The organism is Thalassotalea marina (genome assembly GCF_014656435.1).
GTDB classification, from domain to species: domain Bacteria; phylum Pseudomonadota; class Gammaproteobacteria; order Enterobacterales; family Alteromonadaceae; genus Thalassotalea_C; species Thalassotalea_C marina.
In genome coordinates this window covers 138,785-153,265 of sequence record NZ_BNCK01000006.1, presented here as the reverse complement: position 1 = coordinate 153,265, position 14,481 = coordinate 138,785, and the positions used below count along the sequence as shown (strand labels likewise).

Here is a 14,481-nt window from a genome sequence, read left to right as displayed (position 1 = left end):
GGTCAAATAATAACCTAAATTTTTCCCTTGATCTGCAATTATCTGCAAAAAAATTTAACTTGTTAAAAATTAAAGAAAAAAAGCTCAGCCAAAGGGGGGCTGAGCTGGGTTAATACCAATCGACATAATCATTAGTTTGATGGGGGCTGTTGATTTGCCGTTTAACTGAAGCCATGTGGCGATAACTTTATTAAATAAAACAGAGTGTTAAGGGGGATGAAGTGATTCATAAACCAGAACACTTAGTGAGATTTGTCAAAAATTACCATCAACAAACGTGTAAGCATAACGACCCCTAATTAATTAAATGGTATTAACTAATCTCAAAGGCGTAACAACAAAGTCACTCTAAAGCATTACTTTAAAAGCGTTTATTACGTTTTAGATATTACATTGCTTTTGTTTGTTATTTGGTAATCAAATGTAATCAGCGATATCTTTCAGCTTGTTGCGTTATTTTAAACGCTTGTTTAAACTGTTCATCAGATAATAAATTTGAGCCTGACAGGTTGTATCATGAGCACAAAAACTAAAATTCTCGATGCCGCAGAAACCTTATTTGCTGACAAGGGCTTTAATGGGACATCGCTAAGAGAAATCACCAGTCTGGCAGATGTTAATTTAGCTGCAGTAAACTATCATTATGGTTCAAAAAAAGAACTAATTAAGGCCGTTATGTCTCGTTATATGAACGAGCTAGCACCAAAATTAGAAGCTTCCTTGTCTGTGGTGTGCCAACAGGAAAAAAGCCCAACGTTAGTTGAAGTGTTTTCTGCTTTTATTGACCCATTATTATCTTTAAACGTTTTTCGAGAAAACGGCACTAGTAACTTTTTGCAACTGTTAGGTCGAGGTTATACTGATAGCCAAGGTTTTTTGCGTTGGTTTTTAACCACACAATATCCAGGAGTTATTACTAACTTTGTTGGTGCGGTGCAACGTGCTTACCCTGAATTAACGCCTGAAGATATTTTCTGGCGATTACACTTCACCATGGGGACTGTGGTTTTCACTATGTCTTCAAGCGACGCTTTGATGGATATCGCGCAAAATGACTTTTCTCAGCAGCTCGATATTGGTGATGTGATCCGCAAACTTATCCCTTTTGTTTCAGCTGGTGTTGGTGCGCCTTTGGCCGATTAGCCGCAAGTTAGCACTTTTTTAATAGCACATTATTCGGTAGAGTAGCGAAAAGTTTGCCAAATATAAGTGTTTATGGGCCCAATTATGATGGACGTGCTAGGCACGTCATTAACTGAACAAGATAAAGAGCTTGTTCAACACCCACTTGTTGGTGGGTTGATTTTATTCTCCAGAAATTTCGACTCTATTCCTCAAATTCAACAACTCATTAGTGATATCAGAGCAAATGCTAAACAGCCGCTATTGATTGCTGTCGATCATGAAGGTGGTCGCGTTCAACGTTTTCGCGAAGGCTTTTCACAAATCCCAGCGATGGGAGCGCTTACATCGTTGGCAAATAATGATGTTAAACTCGCAAAGCAATATGCATGGAATGCTGGCGCTTTGATGGCGTTAGAAGTAAGAGCCATTGGTATAGATATTAGTTTTGCTCCTGTGTTAGATATCAACGATATTAGCGAAGTTATCGGATTACGTGCATTTGGTGATGAGCCTGAAATCATTATCACCTTAGCCACAGCCTTTATTGAGGGGATGGCACATGTTGATATGAAAGCGACGGGTAAACATTTTCCTGGCCATGGAAGTGTTCAAGCAGATTCGCATGTTGACTTACCTGTGGATGGTCGTTCATTTGAAGAAATTACCAACAAAGATATTATTCCGTTTAAACAACTAATCAGTGCCAATAAACTCGACGCTATTATGCCTGCTCATGTTATCTATCCAGCAGTAGACAATAAATCTGTTGGCTTTTCACGAATTTGGTTACAAGACATACTGCGCAAACAATTGGGCTTTAATGGCACAATTTTTAGTGATGACTTATCTATGGAAGCTGCCTCGTCTATTGGTGGTTATATTGAGCGCGCAGAAGCTGCTCAAGAAGCTGGTTGTGACATGTTGTTGGTGTGCAATAATCGAGATGCGTTAATAAATGTGATTGATAATGCCAATATTGAGCTAACAGGTGACAGTAGCCATCGTATTGCCAATATGTTGATGAAAAAGCCGTTGACTTGGTCTCAAATGAAAGGCCTTACATTGTGGCAAGAATTATCGGACAAAAATATTAAAATTCAAAAATAGTCTAAGGACCCCCATGGTATCCAAAACAAAAATAATAATATTGGCACCTTGTATAGCAGTTTTATCTTACTTTTTATTGTCATTTATAGGCTTAGAAGATAAACCTGCTATAACCGCAGCAATTACCTTATTAACCATCATTTGGTGGGTGACAGAAGCCTTACCTATACCTGCCACATCAATAGTGCCTTTTGCTCTGTTCCCGCTGTTTGGCATTTTAGACGATAAAGCGGTAGCGTCTGCGCTTGGCAGTCATGTGATCTTGTTGCTGATGGGCGCATTCATGTTGTCTAAAGCAATAGAAAAAAGTAACACCCATCAGCGCTTAGCTCTATATATGGTGCGGCTAGCGGGCACTTCTAGCGCCAAGCGTTTAGTGATGGGCTTTATGCTTGCGTCAGCAGTCTTAAGTATGTGGATTTCTAATACCGCAACGACTCTCATTATGTTGCCAATTGCGATTGCGATATTAAGTCATACAGATAACCCTAGGTTAACGACGGCGCTGATTTTAGGTATTGCTTATGCGGCAAGTGTAGGTGGTATAGGCACTCCCATTGGAACACCACCAAATGCTATTTTTATGGCTATTTACGAAGAGTATACCGGCAGCGAGTTTGGTTTTTATGAGTGGATGAAGCTGGGCGTGCCAGTGGTATTAGTGGTAATACCGATAGTAGCACTTTGGTTGACGCGTAACGTGAAACTTGAAAATGAAATTGTTCTTCCACAATTAGGCCAATGGCGCGAAGAAGAAAAACGTACCTTATATGTGTTTGGTTTTGCAGCTGTTGCATGGATCACTCGAACTCAACCTTTTGGTGGCTGGAGTGACTGGTTTAATGTACCAATGGCAGGGGACAGTACAGTGGCACTTTTTGCTGTAGTGTTGATGTTCCTTATTCCAAATGGTAAAGGTGACAAGTTACTTGACTGGCAAAGTGCGGTTGACATTCCGTGGGGCATGCTACTGTTGTTTGCTGGTGGTATTGCGATTGCTAAAGCATTTGGTGCATCAGGGTTAAGTGAATTATTGGGTCAGTGGTTAACTTCGTTAGCTAATTTACCTGCACTTTTGATGATTCTAACGATTTGTTTAACAGTAACCTACCTTACCGAGATCACCAGTAATACAGCAACAGCAACACTGTTAATGCCAATATTGGCTGCTGCCGCCATTTCGGCTGGTTTAGAGCCAAGTGTCTTTATGATACCTGCGGCTATGGTAGCAAGCTGTGCCTTTATGTTGCCGGTGGCAACTGCGCCTAATGCCATTGCTTATGCAACAGGAAAGGTAACCATTCAGCGTATGGTCAAGGAAGGGGCGGTATTGAGCTTTGTGGTTTCTTGTATCGTTGGTTTATTGTGTTATTTACTGTTATTGAAATAAAAAAAAGCCTCAACAGTGTTGAGGCAGGGAACTTCGCAAAATGTCATCTAGAGAGTACTCAATTAACAGCGAGCCGTCGTCATTAAGTAAGCTAATAGTAAATATGCTTTGTGACGCTTTAATGACAAAATGAAAGTTTTAAGTAATAAATGTAAATTTTAATATATCTGATATGAATAACGATTTGGCGTATCTGTAATGGCAAATAAAAAACTACAACACTTTTACATTGCTGAAGAACAGTCTATTTATTTGTTGAGCCACAAAGACGCAACGAAATTAAAAACTTGGGTTGAACTGTGTAAACAACAACTCGCTTTATTAGGTTATAAAAATATATCGCTGTTGGGGAAAGGAGCTTACGGCTTCGTTTTTGCTGGTGAAGATGAAAATAATGAGTCTCATGTTTTTAAGTTTTCTCGCATTAATCTGCCCCAGCACGTGCAAGATCGCTTGGCTGATGAAGCTGAAATCCAGCGAGAATTAGCTCACCAGCGTATTCCTAAAATTTATGAATATTACAAAATAAAACGTCAATCTATTGTTCGAATGCAACGTGCACCGGGTATTGATTTAGAAAAACTATCACATCAAAAAGGACCGCTAGCGCCAGAACTTATCGTTAATATTGCTTTGCAACTGGCTGATATATTGCTGTATTTGCGAAATGTTGCCAAACACAACAAAGGTAAGCCGTATGTTCACGGTGATATTAAGCCCTCTAACCTTGTTTATGATGAAGCGGAAAACAAACTCTATCTCATTGATTGGGGCTCAGCAGTTTATGCTCAATTAGATATTCATGGCCAAACAACAGCCAATAACATTATGGATTTGATGAGCAGTGACTTACAAAATTCAAATGCTAGGTTAGGTGACGTTTATTTTATTGGCCCAGAGCAAATTAGTGGTGAGATGTCATCTCCGCGCTTTGATGAACAAGGCATGGCAGCTACCTTATATGCGCTAGCGTCAGGGCAGTCATGTCGATATGGCCATAAAGTGATCTCACCTTTGTCATTAGGCTTGCCTAAATTATTGGCAAAGGTGATTGAAGGTATGTTGAGCGATGATAAGGCTACTAGAGATAAAGCGGGTGATTATTTTTTTAAGCACTTGTATCAGTTAAAAAATACCGTGCTAGCTCGCGAATTAACTTGGCCCCAAGTATCACCGCTGATTCCTGTTTGGTGTAAAGCCAAAGGCCAAGAAATTGATACCGTAGTGTATGGCTCTCGAAAATCCTTTTTAAGGGAAGAAGTAGTTGAAGGGAGCTTGTCAGATATTAACGATGCACAACTTGAAAAGTATTATAAAAACTATTTAATGGGCATGGGGGATACTGAAAAAGCGTTTGTCGCTGCGGTAAGTCGTTTAGGTAATTTCCCTGTGGTTGGTGGCCTTGCAGTACGCTGGCAAAAAGAAGGTGTGTATATCGACTCCAACCTCACCTTGTTTGATCCTTCACTGAAAGCCTCATTTCAAAGTGCGGTTAATAACATGGTGAGTTTAGCTCAAGGCATATACCGAATTGGTGTATTTAAAAGTTGTTTATTTAACGCCAGAAATACTCTACATGTTGAGCGAGAATCGGCTAGGCATAAGTTCAGAGCTAAGCCTGAGCAAGTTATTCCATTTGACGTTAGTGCAGTGCCTGAGTTGGACGATCAAACTAAACTGCATTCTTATTTTGAAGACGGTAAAGACCCCGATGAATATTTACATTTGCCAGATGAAATGATGGAAGTGTTAGCGCAACTTAACCAAATTCACCACACTGGCTGTATTATTTTTGAGGTGCTGCCGACCCATTTAAAAATTCACAGCTATTTGATGTTGTTAAATCACCAAGAAAAAGATGCTTTTGCACAATTGCTCGCGCAATTGTTGGCGTTGTTGCCTACAATCAAAGGGCTTGGAATTTCAGGATTTATGAAACTCCCCTATAAAGATACACGCTTTTTTGAGCATATTAATTGTTTGCCAGAAAAGTATTATCCGATTAACCCCAAAGCGGTCAGATAACAAAGGACAACATGATGGAAAACAAAATAGGGCATATGGCGTGGTTAGATTTATCAGTTGGCAATGCAGATCAAGTGAAGTCGTTTTATCAAGAGGTGATTGGATGGCAATCCTCTGAAGTTTCGATGGGGGATTACAATGACTATGCGATGTTGACTGATGAAGGGGAGGCGGTTGCCGGTATTTGTCATGCCAAAGGGTGTAATATAGATATTCCCCCCGCTTGGTTACCATATTTTTTAGTTGAAAACATTGAACAAGCAGCACAAGCCGTGCAAGACAAAGGCGGCAGTATGGTTACCGAAATTAAGTCAATGGGTGATGACAAGTATGCGGTGATTAAAGATCCTGCCGGTGCGGTTTGTGCCATTTATCAAAAAGCTTAGGTTTTTTATTTTTTGAGCTCTGTTGTAAGCCACTAAAACGGTAGTGGCTTAATTTTATCAATTGCTTGGCTTTGTACTATATCGTCAAAGGACTCTGCTAGTTGCTCTGTTTGCGCTAGCACTTGTGTCCAGTATTTAATGCGAGTACTGGCATCCATATCAGTAAAGTCTTTTCTATCTGGAATTTTTTTAAACGGCAAACGCTCAATAAATTCTCTTGAGGGTGCAAGCATTACCACCTTGTCATAATTTTTATGTGAACAGTGTCGCGACAAATTTTTATCAAACCATCCCGGTTTTGGTGCATTGTTAAAATGTGGGTATAAAATTAAGCCCTGTTGCTGCTCAATACTGATGTCAAAATGGTAATCGATAATACCGCCATCGCGGTAAATCCCTGTTGGTGCACCTGCAATATGATTAACACTATTCATTACCATAGGAATTGAGCCAGAAGCTAATAGCGCTTGAGTAAAGTTTTCGTTCGTTAGCGCGTGATAGTGTGTGGTAAAAGGATCTGCTGCATCAATAGTTAAATCACTTTGTGCCGATTTAAACATAAAACGTTGATATTGATTGGCTAATAAACTTCGATTAATTCGATTTAATACCAAGCTGGCAATGAGTCCTGCTAACTGAGGTAGTTTATGTTGACTTGCTGTAAGTCCTGAGCATTTTGCCACAATAAAATGTGGTCGAAAAACACGATTGTTAACCGATTCAGCAATACCAGCCTTTGGGTATACGGCATTAATCAGGTCTATAGCTTTTTCAGTGATTTCTGTCGCATCAGCATTATCAGAATAAACGGTATTACTATAAATGCTGGCTAAGTTGGTAATCGCCTTAATCGGATCACCTTGGCTTAAAGCGCCAAAGCGAAAAGCACCAGCGGAAGAACCAATTAAATCTAATGGTAGTGTTCTATCTTTAAAAAACTCGCCAAAAAGGTATTTATCTAAACCAAAAAGGGTAAACCATTTGGGGCCACCGCTTGCGCCAAACATGGTGGTGAATAGATCTGCTTGCAAGCCTTGTTCTTCTATGGTGGCGCGAGCTTTATTTCCTGCATATACGTCTAGCATGATTAACCTTAATGAAAATTTTTTTACCTTAAATCAAAGTAAACAAATGTTTGTTTTTTATATTTTAACCGTTGATTTTAGAGTGTTAAAGCGCAAAAAAAGTCTTTTAGAGGCATGAGAAACTCTAAACCTTTCTCAAACCTTACAGAATTTCTTCATTTACCTTACCGCATGTAAGGTTCAGGAAAAAACCACCAATTAAGATGCAGTTATCTAAAGCAAGGCTGCTATCAAATCTTGATTAGAGCATAAGTAAGCTTTTGCTACGTGATGTAGTATCCATCAATTGTAGCAGCCTAGCATTTTAGATAATGACAGTGACTTTTTTCAATTATTTAGAATTAATGGAATTTAAAATGAAATCAATTAAGTATTTACCAATTGTTTGTGCCCTACTTGCAGCAAGTGCTGCCGCCGATACTCAATGGGGCGTAGGTTTAGCTGCGATTAGTAGTAATGAAGGTTATGTTGATGTAAGCGCAGAAACTAATGTGGTACCTGCTCTTTTTATTCAAACGGAAAATTTTCAGTTATTGGGGCCAATGATTTCTTACAAATTGTTTGAATCAGGCGACTTTAAAATGGCATTTAAAGGTCAGTACAGATTTGATGGTTATGAAGAAGACGATGGTGATATTTTTAAAGGCATGGAAGAACGTAAAGGCGCTTTTGATGTCGGTTTTGAATTTGGCTACGAAACTGGATTAGGCGACTTTTCATTTAGTCTGTTAACTGATGCAACAAGTGAGCATGAAGGTTACGAATTATCTGCATCTTATTCTAAACCATATCGCATGGAAAATGGGGTAATTGCTCCTTACATTTCTGTTAGTAACTTAAGCGAAGATTTAGTTGATTATTATTATGGCGTAAGGCGAAACGAAGTTTCCTCAACCCGTGCGTTTTATCAGGGGGACTCTGCAACAAACGTCGAAATTGGCGTAAATTCGCAATGGATGTATTCCGGTAAACATATGATTGTTGCAAACGCATCCTATACTCAGTTTGGCTCGGCTATTAAAGACAGTCCACTGATTGATGAATCTGGCAGTTTTCAAGTGATTCTAGGGTATGTTTATGCATTTTAGTCATTTACTAAATTTTATCAGGCTCATTTTTGTTAGTCTGATAGCCATAACTGGCAGTGGTTGTGACAATGAAAGCACTACTGTCATCGACGCTCAGAAACAGCATAGTGAGAAGGAGAATTTAGCTTCTAGTTTGCCTTTACCTGTAGAGCATACAAATAATTATCAGTTTTATAGTGTGGTTACTGGTTTTAGCTCTACGTTACCGTCATTTTTTGAAGCAGGTCGTATTGAGTCGGTTAAGGTTGTTGAAGGGCAATTTGTTGACGTTGGTCAAGTGCTAGCGACTCTCTATTCACCGAATTTGTCAAAAGAGTTAACTAAGGCATACGCAAATCGAGAAAAAGCGAAAGCTAAGTTTAATTTTAGTCAGGAAGATAAACTGCGGGGCAAAGAACTTGTAAAGAGAGGAGTTATTTCTCAACAAGCTTTTGAACAAATTACCCGCACATTTGCTGTAGACAAACAAGAAGTGAAGCAAGCACAAGCACGCGTTGAACAACTGGAGACACAGTTAAATAATTTGCAAATTGTCGCAAAAGAATCTGGCGTTGTAGCTAGGCTTTTTAAACGAGATGGTGACTTTATAGATGCTGGTCAGCCCATGCTGCGTTTTGAGTCGACTAATCGCCTTAAAGCAAGCTATCTTGTGCCTGAAAAAGTGGCAACTAAAGTACCGCTGGGTACAAAAGCGACAATGTATTTCACTGCATTAGATAAAAGTGTTGAGGTCGTTGCCATTGAGAGAGCACTACCAACACAAGTTGGTGTTGCTTTACACAAACTGACGTTTGAGTTGGTTAATCCCCAAGAACAATATGTCGGTTTAAAAAGTGTGCTTTCGCTAACTGTTGATAAATCAACTGCTTTTCAGGTGGATTATCGAACTATTCGCTATACACCATCAGGCCAGTCATATGTTGTTAAGCTCGACAACGAGTTAACCAAAGTTCCTGTAACGCTTATTGATTTAACCGATACCAATGCTGTGATCAAGGCCAATATTTTGGCCTCTGATAAGTTGCTACTCAATAGTGAAATCAATATTCCGATGAATTTGAGTTCTTTGTAAGGGAGGAAACCATGGAACACAAAACAAACTTGTGGTTTTGTCATGAGCGTTTGGTATTTGGCTTAGTTTTCATACTGAGTGTGACAGGAATATTTGCCTGGTTTTCTATTAACGAACAAGAAGACCCATTTTTTCCATATCGAAATGGCTTTATCACCATCGTTGCGCCAGGTTTGTCGCCCAGTGCTATTGAAAGTTCTGTGGTATTACCTGTTGAGCGGGCATTGTCAGGTGTCGACGAACTTGGTGGCGTTGACGTGCAAATCGCCGAAGGCGTTGCAATGATTAATTTAGAGCTAAAAGAAGCGATTTATGATACGAGGTCCGCTTGGCAGAGAGTTAGGGAACAAATGCAAGGCGTTGAAAGCGAGTTTTCGTCAATTGTTACTGAATTTAAACTTCACGATCGAGCACAGGACACAGCAGGTATATTGTTAGCAATTGACACAAAGCTACCTCTATTGAAAGCTCGAGAATATGCTTTATCAGTGCGAGATCATCTATATAAGCTCGAGCAAATTCGAAAGATAGAAATCATAGGTGCTAGCGATCAACAAATACAAGTGCTGTTCCCACAGTCGTCAATGATAGAGCTTGGTTTATCACCAATTGAGATCGCTGAGCAAATTGCTGATGCCAATAGTCTTAAATCAACTGGTACTTTGCTACAAGAGAACTATCTAACGAGCATTTCACCAGTTACACGCATTGATAGTATTGATGCATTAAATGATATCAACATTAAACTAGCCGATGGAAATGTTTCACGTTTAGCTCAAATTGCAACAGTGGTGCAAACGCCTGCGGTTGTTGAAACTGAAAGCTTTCGTGTTAATAGCAAGCCAGCGATCGGATTATCCATTGTTGTTCCGCCAAACCAAATACGTTCAGTGGAATTTGGTGAAGAGTTGTTAGCAATCGTTGAGCAGTTAAACGCGCAACAACAAGCATTTACTTTACGTCCAATATTTTTCCAACCACAGTGGACCAAAGAGCGACGTGATGGCCTAAGTCAATCTTTACTTATAGCGAGTATGGGGGGCGGTATCGTATTGTTTCTTCTGATGTCGCCTACGTTGGCTGCTGTTGTCAGTGTAACAATACCGGCAATAGCGCTTACTTCTATCGCCCTGTTTGGCATGCTTGGTGGTGTATTAGAACAAATGTCGATAGCTGGTTTAGTTATCAGTTTAGGGTTAATGGTCGATAATAGCATTGTCATGTCTGAGTTAATCGCCAAATACCGTTCTTATGGCATGTCGAGTTTTGCTTCATCTCGTCGGGCGATCAGCGAATTGGCTAAACCATTGGCAACGTCAACGATTACCACAATCGCCGCTTTTGTTCCTTTGTTACTATCTAAAGGTAGCGTGGCAGATTTTGTCCGTATGATCCCTGTTATGGTGATCTTAGCAATATTAACTAGCTATTTTTATGCCTTGGTTTTATTGCCAACAATGACAAACAAGGTGAAAAACTTTCATATTGACCAAAGCTCTCGCTGGTTTCATTTTGGTGGGGAGAAAGTTGCGCGATTAAGCATTCAATTTCCTAAAGTCACTATTGTCACCTTTGTTGTACTTGCCGTTATGTTGTCGAGCCTAGCGGGAGGTGGTAAAGGTGAATTTTTTCCTAAATCGAGTCGTAATCAAGTCATCATCGATATAGAGGGAAGTTTTGGCTCAAGCTTTAAAGCAACTGACTCTATTGTTCAGCAAGTTGAACGATACATTCGAGACGAATACAGCATCAAAAGTTTAACGTCATTTGTAGGTAATTCAGGCCCAAGGTTTTACTACAACTTGTCTGAATCGCCCAATGCGCCGTATATAGCTCGAGTTGTTGTTGAAACTAATTCAAGTCAAGAAGTCGCTGATTTAGTTAAAAAATTTAACCAATCCTTATCTGATAAGTTTGCTAGTACCAGAATTAGAGCAAGGCAAATCGGACAAGGGCCACCTATCGAAGCTCCGATAGAAGTAAGGGTATTAGGAGATGACAGAACATCATTACTGGCGGCGGCAGAAGATATTTTTACCCTGATAGACACTCACCCAGATACGGTGGACAGTCGTCGAAACTATATAATAGGCAAACCAAGTGTAGAGTTTGATGTAATCGATGAAGATTTAATGAAATCAGGAATCTCTCGAACTGAACTATCAAACTATATACGCTGGCGTAGCACCGGCATTGAAAGCACTAAAATTTCAACGCAGCAAGAATTATTACCTGTCGTTGTGGTAGATAAAGTAACAGTAGGCTCTCGAAATATAGACGAATTGATGTCTACCGTGCTTATAAGTCAAGACCATACGTTGCTGCCTGTTTCATTATTTATAGAACCTAAATTGACTGCGCAAGCGCCAATTTTAAGTCGCAAAGATGGCTTTAAGTCTTTTGCTGTTAAAGCTGATGTTGTTGATAGTGCAGATGAAGAACAAGTCCTAGAGACTCTAATGACCGGGATCAACGATATTGAGCAAAAATATGATGTGATGATAAGCCTTGGTGGTGAAGCCGAAGAGGAAGGAGAGTCTAATGATGCTTTAATAAAAGCTTTACCTGCCGGCATTATTTTATTGTTTAGTGCGTTAATGATTCAGTTTAACTCATATCGTATTGCAGCATTAGTGTTGATCACTATTCCTATGGCTTTGATCGGTGTGGCACCCGCATTGTCTATGGTTGGGTTAAATTTTGGCTTTATGGCGTTGTTAGGAGTTTTGGCGTTAACGGGGATTGTTGTTAACACTGCTATCATTTTAGTGGATTGTGTTATTACCAATATTAGAACACGTTACATGACGCTGGCAGAAGCCATTGAACATGCAGTAAAAGATAGGTTTAGGCCTGTAATGTTGACGGCAGTTACTACGACTGTGGGTATGATCCCGCTAACGTCGCCAGAGAGTCCATTATGGCCACCAATGGCGTGGACCATGATAGGTGGGATGGTAACATCTACGGTGTTAACTTTGATTGTTTTTCCTGCAATCCTTTTGGTAACATTGAACGAAAGTAAAATAAAAACAGGTAGTTAAGATGAGAGTTCTAATTACGGAAGACAATGGTGAACTCGCGGCTTTTATTCATGAGGCACTGCGAAGAGAAGGTTTTTTATCTGATATTGCCCGTTCAGTTGGTGAGTTGAAATTACTTATCAGTGAAAACCAATATTCTGCGGTCATTCTTGATTTAGGTCTACCTGATGGCGATGGCATGGATGTGTTAAAAATGTTCAGGCGTGACAACAACATGGTACCTGTTTTAGTGCTCACTGCTCGTGGTGGTGTACAAGATAGGATCAAAGGATTGGACGGCGGCGCAGATGATTATTTAGTGAAGCCCTTTGCCATTGATGAACTTATTGCCAGAGTAAAAGCATTGTTGCGACGCCCAAACGTTTTGTCGAGCAGTAAGTTAGAACATAGCAATATTGCTTTAGATTTGATCAGCAAAACGGTAACGGTTGATGGCAAAAATATTATGCTCGGCAAAACCGAGTTAGCTATCTTGGAATATTTGTTACGTAATATAGGTATGACGGTGTCTCGAGAAGCGCTCGAAAATAATATCTATCAAAATGGTTATGAATTAACTGAAAATGCGCTACAAGTTGCAATGCATAGAGTTCGAAAAAAGATCAAAGACAGTGGTGCTCTTGCTGAAATTAAAACAATACGAGGGATAGGTTATATTTTTAAGTAAAGGTATTCGCCAGTCTATCGCCTATAAACTACTGGTTTATTTTATTGTTACCGGCACCTTGTTATTTGGCACTTTATTCACGGTATTTTATTTGATTTCAGAAGACTTTGCTGAATTAGCTTCACAGGGAAGTTTACAGGGGCTATCGTCAGATATTGAACAATCTTTTTATATTGATGATACCGGTAAAGTAAATATTGATGATTCAGAAGTGGTACTAAAGTGGGGCTTTGATGCACTTTATTCCAATATGGGCTATCGACTAATTGAAAAAGAAAGTGGCAAAGAAGTCTTTAGATCAGCCCCTGAAGGCGTAAAAAGTGCGCTAATCGATAAAATACCGCTGGAAGTTGCAGCCGGTTTTTACAATTTGTCAGATCCTGACCTAAATGGTTACCGAACAGAAATTCATATACAAGAAAAAGCATATTGGCTAGATCTGGCGCAGACTAAATTGATTGGTCAACTTGCTAATGAAGCCATTCTACCTGCTGTTATGGACTCTTCAACATTTGCGATAGCTATTGCTTTTATCTTGTTTTTAACGGTGAATATTGTTGCTATAAAATTGATCGTTAAGCCTGTAAAAAGCTTGTCGAGTCAAGTGTCACGCATTCAACCAGAAAATTTAACTCAACGTGTAACCACGGAAAACTTACCGACAGAGTTTTTACCCATAGCAAAGGCTTTTAATCAAGCCCTAGAAAAAGTAGAAGGTGTTTTTAATGAGCAAAAGCGATTTATAGCCGATGCTGCTCATGAATTAAGAACGCCGTTAACAGTATTGCTGAGCCGCCTTCAGTTGTCTCTTGAAGAATCTAAGCTCAAACAAGAATTAATGACAGATACTAAGTATATGGCGCGCATAGTTGAGCAACTTCTAGATTTATCGCGCGCACAAAATATTGCTGAACGCAAAAGTCAAAATGTCGATCTCTTGCCAGTGATAAAGGATGTTATGGGCATGTTAGTACCACTTGCAATGGAATTAGATCATCAATTGGAATTTGTAAATAAAGTACCTTCCTGTGTAGTTAATGTCGATGAAGGTGAAATATCAGTGGTGATTAAAAACTTAATAGAAAACGCTATAAAACATTGCCCAAATGAAACAACTATTGTAGTGACGTTAGAAGAGAGGCAAATCAGTATCGAAGACTCTGGAATGGGAATAGAACCCGCGTTAAGAGAAAAAGTATTTGAACGTTTTTATCGAGCTGACGCATCAAATTTAAACGGCAGTGGTTTAGGTTTGGCCATCACTAAAGAAATATTGTCTCACTATGGCGCCAAAATAGAACTTATGACCAGTGAAAGCTTAGGAGGCACTAAGTGCTTAGTAACTTTCCTGTGATGAGTTGTTTTATGAAGTATCTTGTTACATTTATCACTAGATTAAATTTTATTTTCATTACGACATTTTTCGTAAATTATGGTTAAGTAAAGAGGAATAAATAATCAAATCAATAAATAACAAAAAATGGATGTAAAA

At 39.4% G+C, this 14,481-nt stretch carries 11 protein-coding genes; 10 read left to right on the top strand and 1 reads right to left on the bottom strand.

Annotated features, from left to right (window positions below; all coding sequences use genetic code 11):
• Positions 1-516: 516 nt before the first annotated feature.
• The 5 genes from psrA (at position 517) to IE199_RS13950 (ending at position 6,033) form a co-directional block, all read left to right on the top strand.
• Positions 517-1,143, top strand: a complete 627-nt coding sequence (psrA, locus tag IE199_RS13970; protein ID WP_189771656.1) for a TetR family transcriptional repressor PsrA — start codon at positions 517-519, stop codon at positions 1,141-1,143.
• 72 nt (positions 1,144-1,215) lie between these two features.
• Entirely contained in the window at positions 1,216-2,232 is a 1,017-nt protein-coding gene (nagZ, locus tag IE199_RS13965) for a beta-N-acetylhexosaminidase (protein WP_189771654.1), read from the top strand.
• Positions 2,233-2,245: 13 nt separating this feature from the next.
• Positions 2,246-3,622: an SLC13 family permease gene (locus IE199_RS13960; RefSeq protein WP_189771652.1), complete on the top strand. Its 1,377-nt coding sequence runs from the start codon at positions 2,246-2,248 to the stop codon at positions 3,620-3,622.
• Positions 3,623-3,820: 198 nt separating this feature from the next.
• Entirely contained in the window at positions 3,821-5,647 is a 1,827-nt protein-coding gene (locus IE199_RS13955; RefSeq protein WP_189771650.1) for a protein kinase domain-containing protein, read from the top strand.
• A 14-nt stretch (positions 5,648-5,661) separates the two neighbouring features.
• Positions 5,662-6,033: a VOC family protein gene (locus IE199_RS13950; RefSeq protein WP_229854725.1), complete on the top strand. Its 372-nt coding sequence runs from the start codon at positions 5,662-5,664 to the stop codon at positions 6,031-6,033.
• 32 nt (positions 6,034-6,065) lie between these two features.
• Here IE199_RS13950 and IE199_RS13945 read toward each other — a convergent pair whose 3' ends face one another.
• On the bottom strand, positions 6,066-7,118 hold the full coding sequence (locus IE199_RS13945; RefSeq protein ID WP_189771640.1) for a patatin-like phospholipase family protein: 1,053 nt from the start codon (positions 7,116-7,118) through the stop codon (positions 6,066-6,068).
• Positions 7,119-7,474: 356 nt separating this feature from the next.
• Here IE199_RS13945 and IE199_RS13940 point away from each other — a divergent pair, with 356 nt between their 5' ends.
• The 5 genes from IE199_RS13940 (at position 7,475) to IE199_RS13920 (ending at position 14,343) form a co-directional block, all read left to right on the top strand.
• Positions 7,475-8,206, top strand: a complete 732-nt coding sequence (locus IE199_RS13940; protein ID WP_229854724.1) for a MipA/OmpV family protein — start codon at positions 7,475-7,477, stop codon at positions 8,204-8,206.
• Positions 8,196-9,278 (top strand): efflux RND transporter periplasmic adaptor subunit, encoded by a 1,083-nt coding sequence (locus IE199_RS13935; protein ID WP_189771639.1) that lies wholly within the window; start codon positions 8,196-8,198, stop codon positions 9,276-9,278. Before IE199_RS13940 ends, IE199_RS13935 begins: the two co-directional genes overlap by 11 nt.
• An 11-nt stretch (positions 9,279-9,289) precedes the next feature.
• Positions 9,290-12,322: an efflux RND transporter permease subunit gene (locus tag IE199_RS13930; protein WP_189771637.1), complete on the top strand. Its 3,033-nt coding sequence runs from the start codon at positions 9,290-9,292 to the stop codon at positions 12,320-12,322.
• A 1-nt stretch (position 12,323) separates the two neighbouring features.
• Positions 12,324-12,989 carry a response regulator gene (locus IE199_RS13925; protein ID WP_189771635.1) on the top strand — a complete coding sequence of 222 codons (666 nt, stop codon included), beginning with the start codon at positions 12,324-12,326 and terminating at the stop codon, positions 12,987-12,989.
• 91 nt (positions 12,990-13,080) lie between these two features.
• Positions 13,081-14,343, top strand: a complete 1,263-nt coding sequence (locus tag IE199_RS13920; RefSeq protein WP_189771633.1) for a sensor histidine kinase — start codon at positions 13,081-13,083, stop codon at positions 14,341-14,343.
• The last annotated feature ends 138 nt before the right edge of the window (positions 14,344-14,481 follow it).